Source organism: Limnobacter sp. SAORIC-690 (genome assembly GCF_002954425.1).
GTDB lineage: Bacteria > Pseudomonadota > Gammaproteobacteria > Burkholderiales > Burkholderiaceae_B > Limnobacter > Limnobacter profundi.
The window spans coordinates 1,233,687-1,252,527 of sequence record NZ_MQVZ01000001.1; the positions used below are offsets into that span (position 1 = coordinate 1,233,687).

15 protein-coding genes and 1 pseudogene are annotated in these 18,841 nt (G+C 51.7%); 8 read left to right on the forward strand and 8 right to left on the reverse strand.

The window, feature by feature from the left end:
* The 8 genes and pseudogenes from BSZ31_RS05855 to tssK form a co-directional block, all read right to left on the reverse strand.
* Window positions 1-203 (reverse strand): annotated as a pseudogene (locus BSZ31_RS05855) (hypothetical protein); the annotation flags it as partial.
* A gap of 77 nt (window positions 204-280) precedes the next feature.
* A complete protein-coding gene (locus BSZ31_RS05860) occupies window positions 281-1,288 on the reverse strand; it encodes a putative solute-binding protein (RefSeq protein ID WP_105027962.1) in 1,008 nt (335 codons plus the stop codon).
* Between the two features lie 70 nt (window positions 1,289-1,358).
* On the reverse strand, window positions 1,359-1,547 hold the full coding sequence (locus BSZ31_RS05865) for a hypothetical protein (protein ID WP_168426868.1): 189 nt from the start codon (window positions 1,545-1,547) through the stop codon (window positions 1,359-1,361).
* Entirely contained in the window at window positions 1,544-3,031 is a 1,488-nt protein-coding gene (locus tag BSZ31_RS05870; RefSeq protein ID WP_168426869.1) for a serine/threonine-protein kinase, read from the reverse strand. Before BSZ31_RS05870 ends, BSZ31_RS05865 begins: the two co-directional genes overlap by 4 nt.
* Window positions 3,028-3,636 carry a type VI secretion system-associated protein TagF gene (gene tagF, locus BSZ31_RS05875; RefSeq protein ID WP_105027965.1) on the reverse strand — a complete coding sequence of 203 codons (609 nt, stop codon included), beginning with the start codon at window positions 3,634-3,636 and terminating at the stop codon, window positions 3,028-3,030. The genes BSZ31_RS05870 and tagF overlap by 4 nt, the downstream gene beginning before the upstream one ends.
* On the reverse strand, window positions 3,633-7,106 hold the full coding sequence (tssM, locus tag BSZ31_RS05880; protein WP_105027966.1) for a type VI secretion system membrane subunit TssM: 3,474 nt from the start codon (window positions 7,104-7,106) through the stop codon (window positions 3,633-3,635). Before tssM ends, tagF begins: the two co-directional genes overlap by 4 nt.
* A gap of 43 nt (window positions 7,107-7,149) precedes the next feature.
* Window positions 7,150-8,514 (reverse strand): type VI secretion system protein TssL, long form, encoded by a 1,365-nt coding sequence (tssL, locus tag BSZ31_RS05885; RefSeq protein WP_105027967.1) that lies wholly within the window; start codon window positions 8,512-8,514, stop codon window positions 7,150-7,152.
* Window positions 8,511-9,875, reverse strand: a complete 1,365-nt coding sequence (tssK, locus tag BSZ31_RS05890; protein WP_105027968.1) for a type VI secretion system baseplate subunit TssK — start codon at window positions 9,873-9,875, stop codon at window positions 8,511-8,513. The genes tssL and tssK overlap by 4 nt, the downstream gene beginning before the upstream one ends.
* Window positions 9,876-10,034: 159 nt before the next feature.
* On the opposite strand from tssK, the gene BSZ31_RS05895 reads away from it, so the two are divergent.
* The 8 genes from BSZ31_RS05895 to BSZ31_RS05930 all read left to right on the forward strand — a co-directional run bounded on the left by BSZ31_RS05895 (window position 10,035) and on the right by BSZ31_RS05930 (window position 18,834).
* Window positions 10,035-10,574, forward strand: a complete 540-nt coding sequence (locus BSZ31_RS05895) for an OmpA family protein (RefSeq protein WP_105027969.1) — start codon at window positions 10,035-10,037, stop codon at window positions 10,572-10,574.
* A complete protein-coding gene (locus tag BSZ31_RS05900) occupies window positions 10,571-12,628 on the forward strand; it encodes a type VI secretion system Vgr family protein (protein WP_105027970.1) in 2,058 nt (685 codons plus the stop codon). The genes BSZ31_RS05895 and BSZ31_RS05900 overlap by 4 nt, the downstream gene beginning before the upstream one ends.
* Window positions 12,629-12,642: 14 nt before the next feature.
* The gene (locus BSZ31_RS05905) at window positions 12,643-13,101 is read left to right on the forward strand and encodes a hypothetical protein (protein ID WP_105027971.1); all 459 of its coding nucleotides are present in this window, start codon (window positions 12,643-12,645) and stop codon (window positions 13,099-13,101) included.
* Complete coding sequence (locus BSZ31_RS05910; RefSeq protein WP_105027972.1) at window positions 13,098-14,459, forward strand: hypothetical protein; 1,362 nt, start codon at window positions 13,098-13,100, stop codon at window positions 14,457-14,459. Before BSZ31_RS05905 ends, BSZ31_RS05910 begins: the two co-directional genes overlap by 4 nt.
* Window positions 14,452-15,252 carry a hypothetical protein gene (locus BSZ31_RS05915; protein WP_105027973.1) on the forward strand — a complete coding sequence of 267 codons (801 nt, stop codon included), beginning with the start codon at window positions 14,452-14,454 and terminating at the stop codon, window positions 15,250-15,252. Before BSZ31_RS05910 ends, BSZ31_RS05915 begins: the two co-directional genes overlap by 8 nt.
* An 11-nt stretch (window positions 15,253-15,263) precedes the next feature.
* Entirely contained in the window at window positions 15,264-16,277 is a 1,014-nt protein-coding gene (locus tag BSZ31_RS05920) for a type VI secretion system-associated FHA domain protein (protein ID WP_105027974.1), read from the forward strand.
* Window positions 16,268-17,053, forward strand: coding sequence for a PP2C family serine/threonine-protein phosphatase (locus BSZ31_RS05925; protein ID WP_105027975.1), 786 nt, complete (start codon window positions 16,268-16,270; stop codon window positions 17,051-17,053). The genes BSZ31_RS05920 and BSZ31_RS05925 overlap by 10 nt, the downstream gene beginning before the upstream one ends.
* A gap of 80 nt (window positions 17,054-17,133) precedes the next feature.
* Window positions 17,134-18,834 (forward strand): ShlB/FhaC/HecB family hemolysin secretion/activation protein, encoded by a 1,701-nt coding sequence (locus tag BSZ31_RS05930; protein WP_105027976.1) that lies wholly within the window; start codon window positions 17,134-17,136, stop codon window positions 18,832-18,834.
* The last annotated feature ends 7 nt before the right edge of the window (window positions 18,835-18,841 follow it).

An 18,841-nucleotide genomic window follows, 5' to 3' on the forward strand; every position in this document is an offset into this window, starting at 1 on the left:
CGGCCTTCTCCCCAGTGCAAAAAGTCGCTGCCTTTCAGGTCGCGTTTAAATTCTGTCGAGAATAGCGCCCCGCTTTGCGATGCAGTAATCGCTTCAGCGGCAGGGCCTTCAGGTTCTACAAGAATGGGCAGTAAATAAATGCCCAAGGCAACACCAACAATCAGCGCGCCGGCATGGGTAATCAACAGGAGAATTTTCTTCATGGTGTTTCAAGCCCTCAGGGAGTGAACTTGTCAATTCGCTCCCTGGGCTCAAAACGTTTCACATGCAGATGAATAATTTACAGTTCGCGCTTGTCCGCACACTCGCCCAAGCTTGCGTCCAGCCGGCAGCGAATGCGCTTCAAAATTTTCATCATCTCGGGATCGTAGAAGCCGTCTGCGGTCATTTGAATTCGGGATTCACGCATCAGCACATCGTACTTTTCGCGATCACCGGCAGGAATATCCAGCCATGCAGCAGCGGGCACGGCTTTCTCAGACGTATCGACCAAAGCAATGGCGCGTTCAAATTGTTGCTGAATCCAAACCCGCGACTTTTGCCCAAAGCCCTCGGGAAATTTGTCTTTGCGGATCAAAATATTCGCGGTTAGCTGCACCAAGGGAAAGCGGTAAATACCACCCTTGCTGCCAATGCCTTTGTACAATTCAAGCGGCTGGTAAGCAATGGCCGGTGCAGCAATAATGTCCACCTGCCCGTTGTTGAATTTTGTGCCAAAGTTGATCACCTCGCTGGCCACGGGTTGCGCGCCCAACTGTTGCACCATTTTGGCTTGCGATTTGTCGTAGTCCAGCACCGCAATTTTTTTGCCCGCCGCTTTTTCAACTGAATTAATGGCCCTGTCGTTCACCATCACATAGGCGGCACCAATGGGCAAAATACCCGCCACTTCAAACAGGCCCGAGGTCATTTTGTCATTCAGCTTTGGGCTGCTCATCAGGTCAATTACCGTGCGCAGGTGCTTGTAGGTGGGCACAGCGCCAATGGAGTCGATGCTGCCCACAAACTTGTTGAACTGCCTGCCACGCAAAGTAGAAATGGCTGCCGCATCGCATTTGCCGGTTTTGAAATCTTCGGCGGCAAGGCGTTCGTCGACATACGCTTCCAGTTCAATATTGGCACCCCAGCCCTTGGCTGCCACTGCATAATCGCGCGCTTGCGCAAAAGCGGGCCCACTGCGCCCTGCAATGTCGAAAATACACATTTTGATGTTGGAGGCTTGGGCTTGTGCCGGGAAAGCGAGGCTGGCGCCCAGCAATACGAGTGCTGCAGCTTTGGTGGTGTTCATGTCGTCTCCGGTAATTTTGGGCTTTTTTTGTAATGTTTAGCCCTTGAGGAAATTTCATTCTACAGAAGAATTAATCCACTTCATGCACTGAGAACCAGGCTGCTGCCAGTCTGTCAGTGCAACTGGTCTTGGTGCAGGGGCTGATTCCCTCGAGCGCTTGAACCAGTGGGCCGCTGTGCGGCGGGTCCGCAGGAATCAAGCCGAATCCGTAGTGGTCCTGAAAGTTCAGGTGCCCGTAGTCTCTTGGCTGTTCTGTCACCACCACCAGGAACTGGTTTTCTCCGGCAGGGCCGGCGGCTTGAATGGGTTCATTGGCTGGAGGCAACGGCATAGGCTTGTTGGCTTCAATGGCCAAGCTGGTACGCGAACATTTGGCAACAACTGAATCAGAGAGTTGTCACTGGCACGAACATACACCGCCACAAAACCCGAAACAGGGGACTCAAGCTGAAAGCGCAACAGATCTTTACCAATTTTCAGTGTTGTTTGCTCCATTTGAATAGTGAGCGCACTGTCAGCTTTGTCAATCACGGCTTGAAACGATGGGTCCAAATTGTTGGTCAGCGCCGGGCCGATTTGTATGGTGTCTGATGAAGGTACGGTTGCTTGAACAACAGCAGTCTTTGTGGTGTCAGCGTTTTCCTCCAAGGGCGGAGCATTTAGATCAAAAATGAATACTGCAAGCAGCGCGGTAAAGGCAGTCGCAGCTGCAATCACGCTGCCTCCACGCTTCATCGACTTCGTTGAATGAAGTCGTTTGGGTGGAGCTTCCGGTTGGGGGTGGGCTGCCTGATCATACAGGCTCAGAATGTCTTGTGTTTCGGTTTGCAAAGCCTGCCGAAACAGCGACATGCTGGCGGTGCGGTCTTGTGGCTGCACTGCCAGTGCATGGTCAATGGCCTTTTTTACATGTGGGCTGTAGGGCAATTCCGGTCGTTCATGCAAGGGCAGGTAGCTGTCATTCACCAGTCGCCCGACTGAAGAAGGCGGTGTTTTTCCGGTCATCAAGAAGTGAGCAACCGCTGCCAGTGCGTACACATCTGTCCAGGCACCTTGGGTCATGGAAGGCACTTCGGCATACTGCTCAATCGGTGCGTAACTCGCTTTGAGAATCACGGTGAATGGTTGCGACACGCTGCCAATGGCTCGGCGCGCTGCACCAAAGTCCAGCAAGATGGGCAGGTCAGTGTTGTCTTGAATAATGATGTTCTCTGGCGAAATATCCCGGTGATAGCACTGCTGCGAATGCATTACCTCCAGTGCCTCGGTCAATACAAGCAGCCAATTCACCAGTTGTTCCTGCGCCAGCGGGGCAGCGTGGTTTTCGGCATACTGTTTCAGGTTCATGCCTTGGTACAGTGGCATCACCATGTAAGCCGTTCCGGCCATTTCCCAAAACCGGTACACCTTCACCAGCGCAGCATGGTCAAATTGTGCCAGCAGGCGAGCTTCATTGATAAAACTTCGCATGCCAGCATCAAAGGTGCTTTTATGGCGTGCCTCACGCACTTTCACAGCGCCACCCGGAATGCGTTGGGCCAATGAAGCCGGCAAATACTCTTTCAAGGCCACTTGTCGTTCAAGCATTGGATCAAGTGCTTTGTACACAATCCCGAATCCACCCACGCCAATCACATCCTGAATCTCAAATCCTTCAATCCGTGTGCCAACAGGCAGCGGTTGCTGGCCTGAATCATTGGGTATCACAGGCGCAGCCTGAATAACGGTGTTCTCGTTCATCATGGTGCGGTGCCAAGTCCAATCAAGGTATTGAAATCGTGGCTTGCAGGCAAGCCGTCGCATTGAAGTACTGCCTTGATTGCACCGCCGTAGTCAATTTCGAACCAATGGCTTTGTGCGTCTCCGACCTGAATGGAATCTTTGCTTGCCGACTCATCCATACATAGCGCAAGAGATTCTGACTTCAATTCAAACTTGTTCAGGCACCAGTCCTCGTTCAAGGCATCCGCGCACAAAGTGTGGGCTTGTTGAAACCACAGTGCGAGTGATTCAAAAGCAAGTTTATCCAGGCTGCATGAAGGCAGTTCTTGAAGCAAAACAAATGGAAATGCCCGCCCGGCTTTGTCGACCGAGGGCATCAAGACGCCGATCGCCGCATTGTTGTGAAACTCGGGTGTCACTCGTGAGCCCCACACAAATCCGTGTACAGGCATTTGGAAATACGCGTTTGTCCACGCGTCTCCGTGTACCGCCTGGCCCTCTTGAATGGTGCTGCTCAGCCAAAGGTCAAGTGTTTCAAGTAGCCCGGCAGGCATGTTGTGGCTGCAAAAATCGCCCACACAGGGCAGTTTGCCAAACCAGCAAAGTTTTTCGGCATGGGTGTTCATAAATTGCCTGGGCAGCGGAATTGTTTTAGCTCGGTGAGCCGCAGCGGGTTGAAGGCAGAATTGGCCAGTACTTCAAACTCAAATTGTTTTCCATCCAGATTGAAAGTCGCCCTGAATTTCTCTGGTCGCTCTGTGTTCTGAATTTGAGCTGCATCGAAAAGACGGAACAGCGCCCAAGGTCCGTTGTATGTTTTGTAGTTTCCCTCTGAGGCCCGAACACGCAATGTGGTTGAAGGCGATTGCCCGCCCCATTGAATTCGGTGCGTGGGCTGAAACTGTTTCGAGAACATTTTCAAGTCGCCATTTGTTTCAAGGTAAAATACATCACTGGGGTTGCTGGCGTTGATCAAACGCATTTCTACATCGAAGCTTGCAGTCGGTTTGCTGCCTTGAAAAAATACGTCGCGAATACGCGCTGCGCGCTGAAACTGCACCAGAGAAGGATTGGCTTGTGGTGCAGAACCGTCACTCAAGGGTTTCAGCGTCCAGTTCGCGCCACCTGTGTCGACCACGCTCGCCAAGCGGCTTGAAAAGAACTGATCCATCAGGCCACCGGGCCCAAAGAACCGGGCGAAGTCGTCTGTCAACACATCCAGACCTGAGCCGGGGTGAATTGGATAACGGTTTGTCACGGTTCGTCTGCACACCTCTTGCAGTGGGCGCAGGTCTGCTGTCAAATTTGCCCGTTCTGCGGCACGCCCTTGAGCGCTGCCTTGTCCCGCCAATTGACCAACAATCGCACGCACGGGCTCAGGCAGTACGCCAGCACCCACCAGCAGCGAGTCCATCGCAGACGCAGGTGGGGGTGGAACCTTGCTTTTCTTTGCGCTGGAAACAGCCGCCAATTGCGCATACAAATCGTTCAACAAGGTTGCCACCTGGGCGTAAGCAGGCGGGTTGCCCTCAAACAGATTGTTGATGTCGCTGAAGTGGTCGTCCACTTGCTGTTCGAGCGGAACCTCGAAGTCGACAGGTTTGAAGTCTGACCCAGCCAGTAGAGCCACATTGGGTGACAGTGCCTGATTTGCTTTTTGGTTGGCAAGTGCTTCGGTTTTTTCGCCAGCCTTGCTCATGGCAGAAGCCAGTCGAGTATGTGTTGAAACTCCCTCGAGAAACTTTTTCAGGGGTGATTGCGGCGAGGCCAGTACGCGGGCCAAATCGACGGCCTGGTCAAATTGTGCAGGTTTTAGAATTTGCACATCTTTCAGGTAGGTGTCCCAGGTGCGAATATAGTCCCGAACATAAAGCTGACGGGCCTGTTGAAGCAGTGCTTTGGAATTCAGCTCGCTGGCCCGGTTGCCTGTGGAAGTGTCCCCCATCACCCAGCTTGATTCCTGACGCAGGCGGTCCGCTTCAACGGGCAATTTCGCCAGAAAATAGCTGACATAGCCTTGGCGCGTATACAGGGCGTCCACCCCCTGGTTCAGTGATTGCCCACTGGGTCGATTGAAAATTCCAGCGGCACTGATACCAACAGTTTTGATCAAATTGAAATCTGCACCCGGTTGCGGCTTGAAGAACCGCTGCATGCGTTTGTACAAGCGTTCATCCAGCGCCTGGGCACCGATGATTTGGCGAGCGGTATCGATCAGCTCTTGATCTTTGGGTGGAAGGCTATTGGGTGCTCCCAGGTGAATTGCTGCCTCCAGGTGTAAACCAGCCGAATCCCGCAGTTCGGGCTCATAAGCCACAAAAACATTTTGCTGCCAGTCATACACCACCCAAGTCGACAAGGCTTCTGCATCATAGTGCTTGGGTGTGTGAATCATCACATAGGCTTTCAGAGATTCATATGCCAGTTCCATGTCCTGATTCAAGGCATTCCGCAACCGGTCTTCAAGGCGCTTGGCCACTCGGGGTATTAGCGCATTCGCCAGGGAATTCCGATAGGCAATTTGTTCGGCCTGTTGAAGCTTTTCATCCTGATTCAGGCCCAAGGTGTGGTTCACTGCGTCGGGGTTGGCCTGGGCTACCGCGCGCAAATCATTCAGCGCCTTGAACAATTCCTGCAGCGGTGCCTGTGCTTCTGTTGGCAAGTTGGCGGTTTGCGCAGCCAGTGCAGTGCTCCGTTCTAGTGTCTGTGCTATGGCTTCACTGTTGTTGCCGTGGCTAATCCACCACCCCAAAGACAACAATGAAAACCCAATCACTGCCACTGCGATCGTGCTGAAATAAACCAACTGCTCGAGAAGGGCTTTCTTTTTCACATAGGCAGCCAGGTGCTGTTCTGCAAACACCACTTGCGACAACACATCACGAATGAAAAAACTTTTGCCGGGACCTTTGGCCGTTGTGCCTTCAGCTGGATTGTTGGCCATCGCTGATGCAATTCGATCGAATACATTGCCGTCTTGTGTGCCGCTGGTTAAATAAACACCGCGCAGTGTCACCTGTTTTTCAAAAGGACTGTCCGACGAAAAGGCCATGCTCAGCAGGCCTTCGATGGCGGGCTTCAATTGGGCCACAGCCAAGGGAAACTCAAACAGCTTTGTACATTTGTAGGCTTGTTCTTCCCGTTCCAGTCGAGCGTTTAACTGAGCGCTCAGTTTCTCCACCATTTGACCCAGAGCCCGTGGCAAATCCTTGCTTAGCGTGATGCTCAAATTGTTGGGGTGCTCGAAGTTCACGCCCCATGCCTTTGCGCGTTCCGTTTCACTCAGGCGACCAAAGGTTTCCTTGAAACCACAGAGCAGATCCAGCTTGGTTACCAGCACGTAAACCGGCGGGCACATGCCCAGGGTGCGAATCATCTCCTGCAAACGCAAGGCAATTTTTGCAGCGGTTTCCTTTCGCTTTGCTTCAACGTCCAGTAACTCTTGAATACTCAAGGTCAGAAGCACACCATTGACTGGCTGCTTCGGTCTGTGTTTTTTCAGCAGACCCAAAAAAGAATTCCAGCCCGCAGCATCGGTGTTCTGATCGGAATCTTGCGTGGTGAAACGGCCTGCTGTGTCTATCAACACCGCTTTGTCTGTAAACCACCAGTCGCAGTTTCGCGTGCCGCCCACACCCTTGACGGATTCCTTGCCCAAGGGGTCTTGCAATGGAAAACGAAGCCCGGCGTTTTTCAGTGCCGTGGTTTTTCCACTGCCGGGTGGGCCCACAATCACATACCATGGCAACTCGTACAACCCGGGTTTGCTAAGGTACCAAGCCTTGCGGGATTGATGCTGCCTCAGCGTTTCCACGGCCTGCTTGAATATGTCATGCAGCTTGGCGGCTTGCATCTGAGATTGCTCATCCTGACGAGTCAGCCCTGCTTTCAATGCATGTTCAGCTTTGTGAACTTTCCACCATCGCCAGGCCAGGGGGCCAAATACCAGTGCGAAAATCAGCACGCTTAGTGTGCTTCGAATCCAGATGCCGGCAAAAGGCTGCGAATCGCCAATAGAAACAATTGGACCCACAAGCCAAACCAAGGCCAGAAAACCAATGAATGCCAATAGGCTGAGTACAAATTTCAAAAGCATGTTGAATACCTGGTGATGTGGAGTTCGAGATTCAGCTCAGCCTTCATTGGTTGTGAATCAGCATGATCTCGACACGACGATTTCTTGCCCGGCCTTGCGCGCTGTCATTGGGTGCGATCGGGTTGGCAGCCCCCGCGCCTTCAGTGGCAATTGCAGTGTTCGGAAGAAATGTGGCGATGCGTTGGCCCACATGTTCCGCGCGTTCCGCGGACAGCTGCCAGTTCGATGGAAAGCGAATGGATCGAATAGGTTGGTTGTCGGTGTAGCCTGTCACCGTGATCTGCCCCGGGTGTAGCGCAAGTTCCCTGGCCACTTTCTCCACCAGTGGTATTGCACTGTCATTCAATTCAGCACTGCCGGAATTGAACAAACCGTCGCCAGTCAGAATCACAGTTGATTTATTGCCGATTTGTTTCAGGGTGAGCAATCCTGCAACAATTTCTTCCCGAAGTTGAATGGGCAATTCAAGCCCCTGAGTTACTGGAACGGGCTCACTCTGAGTCTGCGCGAATTGGGGTGATGGAAATTGAATGGATACAATTTCTGCAAACGCATGATCCGATTGGGTATTCAAGTTGAAATACAATCCGAGGAAAAACAAGGCGCCCAAAGTACTCAGGGCGCTGATTGGTAACCACAAGGGAATTTGGCGCATTCGCCTGTTGTTGCCGGGTGCCTTCGATTGCCAGAAGTCGGGGTGAAGACTGGTTGGCGTGTCGGTTGAATTGGGTTGAACCAATTGAAACAGACGGGTTTTCAATTGGCTCAAAGCAAGGTCGCCACCCTGTTCAACCTTGTATTTGCCTTTGAATCCAAAGCTGAGAATCACAGCCATCACTTCCAGCAAATCCCGATTGTCGGAAGGGTTTTGCATCAACTTCTGAATCAGCGCGAAAATCTTTTCCCCGCCCCAGGTTTCACTGAAAAACTGCAACAGCAAACTGTGATTGGCCCATTGGCCCGAGCCACCCCATGGGGTACTGGCGGCACGTTCATCCATGAAGGTACACAGCGCATAACGAATGGACAAACGCTCAGCCTGTACACGCCCAATTTGTTCCAGTTTCTGATCAAGTTCAGTCAAGCCTTTTGACAGGGTGGCCGACAAAGCCTTGTGCGATGGAATATCGCTGAGCGCTCCCATGGTACAGATCAAGCGCAGCAACGGGCTGGCATGGGCCAGCAGTTTGTTCTGGCTTGCTGTCGGGTTTGCCTGAAGTTGATGCAGCATTTGATCAAAACTGGTTTGCGCTTGCGTGTCGGGCATCCCCATGCCGGAACCTGAGGTGGTCGATGGCCCCAAAATATTGTCGAGTGACTGAATGGCTGGCGATGCAGGTTTACCCAAGCGCGGCTTGATGATGGTGCGTTCACCACCCAGTGCGAAAAACGGATCATTGGGATTCATAGCAAACGCTCCTGTTCACGGCGAACAGCCCACAACTCCAGGCGTAGTTCAGGCAAGTCGCCGGCGTAATGAATCGCAATGTGCCCTGTTTGATCCAGCATTTTCCACAAAGGATCTGTGCGCGTTTCCAGCTGAAAATACAAATTGTCTGCGTAATAGGGCAAAGCGGCGTGCGCCTGCTGAACATGCTTTAGTCGAACACCCGGAAGGTTCAGATTGACGAGGTCGCGCAATTTCTCAACCGGACCAATTTTGACAGTGCTTGGAAATTGTCTTTGTACCAACTCCTCGGGTGCCGCAGCATGCACAGTCAGGTAAAAGTGAGCGTTGACCAGCAGTGTTCTGTCGGTAATTTGACCCAGATGAACACCCGCCTGTTTTTGTATCAAAGGAATTTGTACGGCGTGCTGGTCGTGAAAGCCTGCAAGTGCATTGCGAAGGGCTGTAAAAACTGTGTCAAAAGCCAAACGCAAATTGTCATGGTCGTAGTTGGGCAAGAAGTCGGCTGCGGTGTCGTCACCATACAATGTGACAGCACCCAAACAAGCCAGAAGTCGCATGTAGGCAGCTTCAGGATGTACCTGTTTGCTGCGAAGCAGGTGTACAACAATCAACCGGTGTTGTACGCAAGCTTGCAATAACAAGAAGTCCCCTATTTCCGAACTGTTGTGGCTTCCCTTGCGCACGCGTCGTTGCCGAAGCTGGTTGATTTTACTTTCCAGCAACGCCAGTACAGCTTCCAGTATTCGGCGAATGTTGGCGTTTTGAAGGCTGCACAAGCAAGGTTCAATGAAAGCATCAACAAGCTGGATTTCTGAATTTCTTGATTCACGAAATTCACAGATCGCCAGTTGAACATGCCCTTCCTGATGAAGGTGTTCTGCACTTAAAAAAAGATTCAAGCGCGCCAGGTCAACCGCAGAGGGTTCAAGCTCAGGGTCGTAAACACTGGAAATTTCAGTGGTTTCGGCCAGGTACTTTAGCGGCGAACGGTTGTTTGTTGGTGCCTCTTCCGGTGTCCAGTCCAAATGCCTCCCCGCCCAGTGGGGTTTGGGCAGCGAAAGGTAGACCTTTCCGCTTTTCACAGCATTGGCGAAATCAAGACAGGGAGGTGCCGGGTCCTTGTCAGGAATCGAGAAGTGTGTTCCGTCCGGAAAATACCCTGATGCCTTGAGAATACCCACCTTGCCGGCCAGCAACAGATCAGGGTCTAGCTGTAGCTGATGAAAGCCGTGGCAATGCCCGTGAAAATGCGCTGTTCGAATATGAATTTCATGGTCGAAATAGCGTTCTTGCTGCTGAAAATGTTGGGGTTGGAGAAAGAGACCTTCACTCCAGATTACACGGCTGTTTTTAGTCATTTAGGGGGATGAGTTTCACTCTCTGTTGGCTGTGATGTATCACTCGTTGGGCGAATTTTTTCAAAAGGAATAGACTCGTGGCCCAAGTCGCGAAAAATCCTATCACGAGATTTTTTAAGGTGATTTTTTTACCGATGCCCTACCTATTCCGGAGTAGCTATGTTTGAAAAACATATTCTGAAGTTCGCTTTGTTGGCGCCCGTGCTCATCGGCTTGCACGCACCGTCCCATGCAGAATCGTTGGTGGTTGATTTGGCCAACACAGTTCCAGCTGTCGAGCAGGTTAAAGAGGGTCTATTCCCCGAAGAGGCATGTGAAGAGCTTCGTAAAAACGGTTTCAAATGCATGGGGTTCAAGCCCGCAGTGCGTTTTTCAATTCCGAATGCGCATTTCCAGTTGGGATCTGCCGAGCTTCCCGCTGAACTGAAAAAGCAGTTAGACGTTTTCGCACAGGTGCTGAGTAATCGTCCATCCGATTCCCCGCCAATTGTGGTTACGGGGCATGCCGATGCCAGCGGTGACGCTTCCTTGAACCAGGTGCTTTCTTCAGAGCGCGCCAAAGCTGTTAAAACTTACCTGACTCAGAAGGGTGTATCGCCAAGCTTGTTGCGTGTGGAGGGCAAGGGTGCTGACAAGCTGGCTGACGTGAATAATCCTTTTGCTCCCGCCAATCGCCGAGTTGAAATCAGCCGCCAATGAACAGATTGATCAGCCTGAGCGGTTCAGCTCCTCTGGACGAAGTTCATTTCAGATCCGCGCGCTTGCAGGAATCACTTTCCGAGAACAGTACAGGTTCTGTGTTTCTGGAATCCGATTCTGCGCTGTTGAATGCAGACGATTTTCTGGGAAAGAATTGTTGTCTGGCCTATGAAACCCGTGAGAAAACCAAGCGTTATTTTGACGGTGTAATTGTGGAAATGGAGCAGGTTTCCATGTCCAGCGTAGGGCGCTGCGCCTATCGCCTGGAATTGAAATCATGGACGTGGTTGCTGGGCAAGAACCAGGAGTTTCGCGTTTACCAGAACAAGACCGTACCGGGCATTGTTTCCGAAGTAATTGGTCGCCACGGACATTCCTCAGTGCGGTTTTCTGATCGCACAATGGGCGCCAAGCGTGTTTGGGAATATGTGGTTCAGTACGGTGAAAGTGACCTGAATTTTATTCGCCGTATACTTGAACAGGAAGGCGTTTATTTTTACTTTGAACATGGTGAGGGCCAGCATACGCTGGTACTCGCAGACTCAAGCAGTACACATCAAGTTTTTCCCGGTTATGCCAATCTGGCCTATGATCCAGCTTCGCAGAGTGGCAGGCTGACCCCGGAAGAAACGATCACCAGCATGTCATTGAAGAAGTCCATTGAACCGCCAAGGCATGCACACACGGATTACAACTTCAAAACACCATCGAACTCCTTGCTCGTGAACTCACAGGGCAAGGCAGAAAGTTACAACTCGGCCTACGAGGTGTTCGAGTATCCTGGTGAGTTTGAAAATGAAGGTGAGGGTACTCACTACAGCAAACTGCGTCACGAAGAATCTCAGGCGCGCCAGCAAACGTTCAATGCAAGCACTTCGGCAAGGGGAGTTGCAACAGGCCATTTGTTGAACACGGTTTGCAAGGACAACCCCGCGTTGTCCAAAACTTTGCTTGTGATTGGTACCCTGATCACCGTTCACGAGTCAGAGCCAGAAGCCAGTGGCGGTGCGCAATCTGATTTTGATTGTCAGTTTGAAGCCATTGAGTCCAGCCAGCCTTTCAGACCCGAACGGAAATCCAGAAAACCCCAAGTCAAAGGACCCTTGCCCGCCTTGGTTGTTGGCCCGGAGGGGCGAGAAATACACACCGATGAATTTGGTCGAATCAAGATTCAGTTTTACTGGGATCGCTACGGCAAACACAATCAGGACAGTTCTTGCTGGGTGCGTGTAGCTTCTCCTGTTGCTGGCAAGGGCTGGGGTTTTGTGGCCATTCCGCGTATTGGCCAGGAAGTGGTGGTGTCATTCGAAGATGGCGATCCCGACCGGCCCTTGGTTACCGGGGTTGCCTACAATGCTGAGCAAACAGTTCCCTATCCATTGCCTGAACACAAAACAGTGTCTGGCTGGCGTTCTCAATCCAGCGAAAAAGGCTCACCCTCCAATTTCAACGAACTTCGTTTCGAAGACAAAATTGGCAGCGAGTATGTGTGGTTTCAGGCCGAGAAAGATTATTTAAGCCTGATCAAGAACAACAGCAATACAGAAATTCGCGGGCATTCCCACAGCTTGATTCACGGCAACCTGATTGAAGAAATCAAGGCCGATGTGTCGCGCACAGTGCTTGGTCAACTCAGTCAGCAGATCGACAAAGCCTTGCATTTGACGGTGAACGATGATGTGTTGGCCAAAGTTCAAGGTTTACTCGGTTTGACCAACAACGGGCAAATTGCAATTAGTACCACTGGCCAGTGCTCATTGAAATCCCAGGGCAGCACTGACCTGGATGCAGCAGGCAATTTGAACCTGAGTACCTCGGCCCAAGGCAACTTGAAAGCGGGCTCAAGCCTGAAGCTGACCGCGGGCTCTAGCTTGTCGCTGAACGTGGGTGGCTCTTCGATTGTTATTTCCGCATCAGGCATCAAATTCAGTGGCCCAGCAGTTTCAGTCAACGGAAGTGCCATGGGTGGTGACGCCTCAGCAGCTTCCCCAAGTCCGCCCGAAGCCGCACTGGCACCCGAAATGGTAGAGCCACCCATCGATCCAATTCCCTGAGGAATCTTGCCCAGATGTTGACCGTTTACGGTGTGGCCCCTTCTGAAATTGTGTCTGGCGGATCGACGCTAGTGCAGTTTCCTCCCTTGTCGGGGCGGGCTGTGGGCGGAGTTATTCCAGTGGATTGCCAAGTCAGTGTGCTGAAACTTGCAGACTCTGCCTTGGGCTCTACTGCGTTCTGGCCCTGGAAGCCTGTGGATCGAGGCTACGTAATTTCCAGCAGAAATGTGCAGTCCAGTGTGCTTAAGAATCACCTGCGACAGGTTCGTCATCTTCAAGATTCCTCAGGCTGTAATCGAATTTGGCCCTGGTTTGATCCGCGTTACCTGAAGCTTGCCTTGAACACCCTGGCAGGACAAGAGTTGGTCAAACTGTTTGGTCCAGTGGAGTCGTTTGGTTTTGCCGATGAATCCGGTGTGGAGGTGTTTCAACTAAGGTCTGGCCTGGTTCATGTTACACAGGTGCGCCGTTGATCACGATTGATCTTCAAGCCAGTTTCAATGAGCAGGCACGCGCTGATCACTTGCGGCGCATGCATGTGCTGTTGAGCTCGCTCGATCTGGATCAAAGCTACAGCTTAAAACCAGATTTCACCGAGTCACTTTCAGCCGCAATTGATTTGCTGGAAGCTCATGATGTAACCCAGGCGTATTCGCAAGCCTGTGTCTTGCTCAGCTTGTTTGCAGGTCAAGTGAGCATTCACGGTATATCGAGTGAAGCCGACCCTCAAACCAATGTTTTGCGTAGCATGCAACAGGCTTTGAGCGCCGGAGTGTCCCCAAGCGCCTTTCATTGTCTGTATGAATCATTGGCCGGTCTTGGGCGATTTGATCAGCCGTGGCCAAGCGGGCAATTGCAGATCAATTTGATCGACCTGCTGGCCGCCGTTCAAATGGGCAGTCAGCCAACAAAAATTCCATGCAATCAAACAGGTTCTTTGGCTATTGGCGTGAGCACCATTGCTGGTGAGCTGGTGAACTGGTTCAGAACAGACTCTGGTTTTGTACATCAGGTCTTCGGACAATTCACTCCCGATTATCTGATTGCACAGGTCTGTAAAAATTCATTGCCAGCAAATGATTTGGTCATTCATGTAGACCCCGTATTTGAGCGCTGTGAAATTGGTCGGCAAAACACGTCTGGATTCTTTTCACTTCAGCGTATGGAGCTGATTGACACGCGGCTTACACAGCTGGATTTTAAACAGCTCAGTTTGTCCTGCTCACCTGAAGAAAAGCAGGGCTTGCAATCAAGATGGTCTGATTCAGGCGTACTGATTGAGCCGGTGGTGCAACAGTCCAATTCCTGGCTCAGCACGGATTTGAACTTTCGTGCCCAATGGACGATTCATGAAGGCTTGATTGAATTTGTTACCACAGCGGACATGCAGCTTCGTGCAGCCGCAGATGATTTCAAATGGCAGGCCCAACTGATTCACAACCATGTGCCGGTGAATTTGAGCATACAAACCGAACGCGATATCCACGTTCACTGGCAACACAGCGAGAAACAATTGCCAGGATTGTTGCCGCTGGGCGAGCCATTGTGGTTGGCGCAATACAGGGTGCCTTTGCATGTTCAGGTGTGCAGCGTTGTTGGTGTGGGTAAACCGCTCATTCGCGCTGCCAGCCCTTTGGCGGGTGAACTTGTTTTCAGTGTGTCAGCGGTGGTTAATCCTGAAGATAGGGCACTGGAGGTGGTACTGACTGTTGATCATTCCGAATTGGTCTGCGACTGGCAAAGTGTCGATCCAGTCAAGGGCTGGGCCTTGGGCTGCTGGCACTTGGCAGCGCCTGCGCGAATCATGCAACGGGGCCTTCAGCATGGATAAAACCCTGTTGTTGCGTGCCAGTGTACAGGGTCAGAATGCTTTACTGACTCTGAACGGCATGGTGCTTGCCAAGTTACAAAATGGGCGAGAACTGGTGTTGCCCATCCATGAGTATGTTCAGTCGGGCGAAAACAGAATTCAGGTGATTCTGTTGCCAGGTGCTTCAATGCGAGGCGCATCATTGAATCCTGATCATGCCCTGCTCACGCAAAACTGCAGCACAACTGTGTGGGTTGAACTTCAAAAAGACCGTGGGCCTGATGTGCTGGTGCAGCCACGGGTGTTATTTGAATTGAAAACTGCTTTTCAACGTGGGCAGCGTTTGAGAAAAAACCGTTTGCTGGACTCGACAGTTGACTTGCCGGTTTCCTTTCCCCGTTGGCGCTATCTCGATGTATTGCCTTCCACACACGGTGCAAATGATTCGACACTGATTGAAGATTTTCTGCTGAATATGTTTGCCCAATTCAAGTCAGGCAAGGCATCTGCCTTGCTGCCGTTTTTTACCGTTCGCAATCGCGAATTGGCTGCGGCTTATGGCCTCGACCCACAAAATGTAGTCAGCGATTTCGCAGCACATCTGACACATCTTTGCACACAATCCGAGTTGCTTGAATCCGCGCTGGATCCCCAATGCTGGCAGTTTCAATGCGTTCGTCAATCTCCAGTTCACGCATTGCTGGATATCAATCACGCGCCGCTGCTGCAATGGAAATGCAAGCTGAGCGGAGCCACCCTTCAACTGCCCATGCATGTGGGTGTGTTGGGTGGTGAAGTTTTTGTATTGCGTTAAGGGTGGGTTGAATGTATTCCAACTTTGAATTCCAGATTACCCGCGATGGTCAGGCGGACAAGGCAATCGAACAGTGGCCTGTGCCCTTGCAGGGGGGATCGATTGGCCGCTCGCCCGATTGCACCTGGGTGTTGAAAGATCCCCAACGGGTGGTGTCGCGTTTGCACGCACAGGTACTTGTTGAGAATTCCCAATGCCACTGGACAGACCTTGGCACCAACAGTACCTTGGTTAACGGCAAACCCATGCCCCAGAATCAATCTGTGCCCTTGAGTCCCGGCGATGTGCTGCGAATTGGTGATTACTCAATCATTCTTGCGAAGGTTGCCGCGAATTGGAACGGATTCGAGGACTTGATGCCGAGGCCCGAAATTGATCCACTGGAATCCTGGTTGCCACAACCAGCTTCTAACGTCGAGATCGACGATCTGTTGGCAGCTTTCGATATGCCCTTGCCGCCTGTCGAAAGCGAAATCGAAGAGAACATTTCGCCGTTGGCCCAGCGTATGTATGTGGGTTCCCAACAAGCTGATTCAGCAGTTCGAGGTGTGGTGGCTGAACAACCGACAACACCCTCCACAATTCAGGATGCAGAGAAGTTGCACCACTTGTTGGGTATCTGCGTTCAAGGTTGCATGCAATTGCTTTCAGCGCGCCGAATTTTCCAGGAAGAAACGGGCAGCAAGCTGACCAGTATTTCCGCGAAGGGCAATAATCCACTGAAGTTTTCTGCGTCACCGGCGCAAGCCATGGGCAAACTGCTTGGTGATAATTCACTGGCTTATCTGGATGCAGAGCAGGCCTTTGAGCAGGCGTTTCAGGATATTCAGGCGCACATGCAACTGAGTGTTGCGCGAATTCAAGTATTGATTGAGCAAGTTCAGGGTGGTCTGGATCCAGCTGTGATCGAACAAGAAATTAATCGGCAAGGTGGATTGAGTTTGAGTCTCGAACTCGCCAGAAAAGCACGCATGTGGGACCTTTATTGCGATCGCTACCGGCATCTGGCGGGCACATGGAGTTGACCATTCAACTGGGTGGCGCACACGAAGGGCGATTGTTGCGAGTACAGGTTACACAGCGTACCGACATTGGTAACCGCCCGGAAAATCAGGACGCTGTTGGGCATAAATTATTTGGAGACTGGCTGGTGTGCGCGCTGGCAGACGGTGCTGGTGGTCATCGTGGCGGGCAGCTTGCTGCTGCCTTGGCTGTTGAAATGTCTTTGAGTGCATTTGAACAATCACCCACGCTGGAAAGATCACGCTTGCTGGAACTGATGCAACAGGTGAATCAAAATATTTTGCATCAACAGACCACACACCCCGATTGCTCAGACATGCACACCACCTTTTGTCTTTTGGTGATCAATCAACGATCTGCACAGGCAGTTTGGTTGCATGTCGGCGATTCGCGTGTGTATCACTTTCAGCAAGCTGCGCTGCGCTCAAAAACCAGGGATCACAGTGTGTTGCAGTGGATGATTGATCATCAACAATCTGATGGTCAAGCCAGTCGAAACGCGCTGTATACCGCATTGGGTGAGCAAAATGAACATCTTCACATGGATGTGACCGAGCCTTGCTGCTTGTTGGCTGGGGACTGGTTCTTGATGTGCAGCGATGGTTTGTGGGAACACCTCAATGACGACGAGCTCGCATTGCTGGGCACCAGCCTGTGGTGCGCAGAGGATTGCAATGCCCATATTCACCAACTGGCATTTAATCGCGCCTTGGGGCGGGCAGACAACCTCAGTAGCATTTTGGTCTTTGTGGGTGAGGGGGGTGCTCAATTCGGTTGACACCATACCAATGACCCAGTTTCCTGATTTCCGGTTTTGATGTTTCACTCCGGTTCGCTCTCATTCCAAGTACCTATTCCATGTTGACCAACCGATACACAATTGCCCTGTTGCTGTACACACTTGCCTGGCCGGTACAGGCCCAGGTGTCTACGCCCGCCCCCTTTATCAATCCCGAGTCTGCCGCGCCTGCTGCGGAAAAAGAAGCAGAGCCTGTCATCGACAATCAGGCTGAAAGAAAGGCGGCCCCTGAGTTGGGCAAGCCGTTGAACGATGTGTCTCTGAATGTCAGCGCTTATCGAATTGAAGGTGTCGAAGCCAAGCATCTGAACGATATTCAGAAATTGCTGGTGCCGTATGTGGGCGAAAAGCGTTCGTTTGAAGACCTCAGCAGTGCAGCACAGGTGGTGACTGCATTCTTGCAGCGTGAATTGGGCTATTACCTCGCGTATGCCTATTTGCCCGCGCAAGACATTAAAAACGGTGTGGTGACCATTGCCGTGTTGCCCGGTGTGCTGGAGTCAGTCGAAGTGGCTTGGCCTGCAGAAGAACTGCGCGTGAATCGGGATATTGTTGAATCGCACTTGAAGCGTTTAAAGCCCGGTACGGTCATTCGTGTGGAAGAGGTAGAGCGGGTGGTGTTCCTGCTCAATGACTTGCGTGGCATTCGAATGTCATTTGCCATCAAGCCTGGCACACAAGCAGGCAAAGCGATTCTGGTTGCAACACCCAGCAACGACAAGGCACTGACCGGCAGTGCGGGCCTGGATGCAAACGGCTCGCGGTACGCAGGCACGTACCGTGGCATTGCCACCTTTTCCTGGGAAAGTCCGTTTGGCTTGGGTGACTCGTTTTCGGTCAGTCATCTTCAATCTGAAACAGGTGGTTTGGACTTCACGCTGCTGGGTTACACCCTGCCGGTTGGTGCGGATGGATTGAAGTTGGGTGTGAACGTGTCTACCGTGAATTATTCACTTGAGGAAAACGATTTTCCCTTGGGCTTGAATGGCGATGCAGAATCGCTGGGTGTATTCGCGCTGTATCCCCTGGTGCGTTCACGCAACCTGAATGTGTTTGCACTGACTGGGTATGACAAAAAGGAGTTCACTGACAGGCAGAGCCTGTCTGGTTTGGAAACCGTGAAGGAAGTGGATTCATTTCGCCTTGGTCTCAGTGGCGACTCCCGCGATAGCCTGGTGGGCGGCGGTCTTAACTTCTTCAACTTCAACGTAGAGGAAAGCAAAACAAATTATCCGGGTGGTGTGCCGTTTGGCCTGGACGATGAACTTAACACCATGCGTGTGAACTACTCGTTTGGTAGGTTGCAATCTGTTGTGCCCGGCAAGTTGATGCTGTGGAGCTTCTTGCGTGGTCAATATGCACTCGACAATCTTGACAGCAGTGAACAATGTTCGCTGGGTGGTGCTACGGCTGTGCGCGCATTTGCACAAGGTGAAACTTCTGGCGACAGCTGCGATTTGTTCACGCTGGAAGCGCGCTATTTGCCCTCTGCCAACTGGTTTGGCAGTGCGGCGCGTGAATTGTCTTTCAATGTGTTTTTTGATCAAGGCCGTGTTCGTTTTCGCGAAGACACCAGCAATCAGCCCGCAGGATTCAACAACCATGCCGAACTGGCTGGTTACGGCCTGGGTTTGGCTTGGGACAGGCAAGACATTTTCACATTCAACTTGAGTTTGGCCTGGGAGCTGGCGGGTGTTCGGCAGTCTGATCCGAAACGCCAAAGCCCAAGAATCTTTGCATCTTATATCTACTATTTCTAAGAGAATT

Bases quoted from the DNA above. Each gene is read 5' to 3' on its own strand.
- BSZ31_RS05860 (WP_105027962.1), bottom strand. From the start codon at position 1,288: ATGAACACCACCAAAGCTGCAGCACTCGTATTGCTGGGCGCCAGCCTC.
- BSZ31_RS05870 (WP_168426869.1), bottom strand. From the start codon at position 3,031: ATGATGAACGAGAACACCGTTATTCAGGCTGCGCCTGTGATACCCAAT.
- tagF (WP_105027965.1), bottom strand. From the start codon at position 3,636: ATGAACACCCATGCCGAAAAACTTTGCTGGTTTGGCAAACTGCCCTGT.
- tssM (WP_105027966.1), bottom strand. From the start codon at position 7,106: ATGCTTTTGAAATTTGTACTCAGCCTATTGGCATTCATTGGTTTTCTG.
- tssL (WP_105027967.1), bottom strand. From the start codon at position 8,514: ATGAATCCCAATGATCCGTTTTTCGCACTGGGTGGTGAACGCACCATC.
- tssK (WP_105027968.1), bottom strand. From the start codon at position 9,875: ATGACTAAAAACAGCCGTGTAATCTGGAGTGAAGGTCTCTTTCTCCAA.
- BSZ31_RS05895 (WP_105027969.1), top strand. From the start codon at position 10,035: ATGTTTGAAAAACATATTCTGAAGTTCGCTTTGTTGGCGCCCGTGCTC.
- BSZ31_RS05900 (WP_105027970.1), top strand. From the start codon at position 10,571: ATGAACAGATTGATCAGCCTGAGCGGTTCAGCTCCTCTGGACGAAGTT.
- BSZ31_RS05905 (WP_105027971.1), top strand. From the start codon at position 12,643: ATGTTGACCGTTTACGGTGTGGCCCCTTCTGAAATTGTGTCTGGCGGA.
- BSZ31_RS05915 (WP_105027973.1), top strand. From the start codon at position 14,452: ATGGATAAAACCCTGTTGTTGCGTGCCAGTGTACAGGGTCAGAATGCT.
- BSZ31_RS05920 (WP_105027974.1), top strand. From the start codon at position 15,264: ATGTATTCCAACTTTGAATTCCAGATTACCCGCGATGGTCAGGCGGAC.
- BSZ31_RS05925 (WP_105027975.1), top strand. From the start codon at position 16,268: ATGGAGTTGACCATTCAACTGGGTGGCGCACACGAAGGGCGATTGTTG.
- BSZ31_RS05930 (WP_105027976.1), top strand. From the start codon at position 17,134: ATGTTGACCAACCGATACACAATTGCCCTGTTGCTGTACACACTTGCC.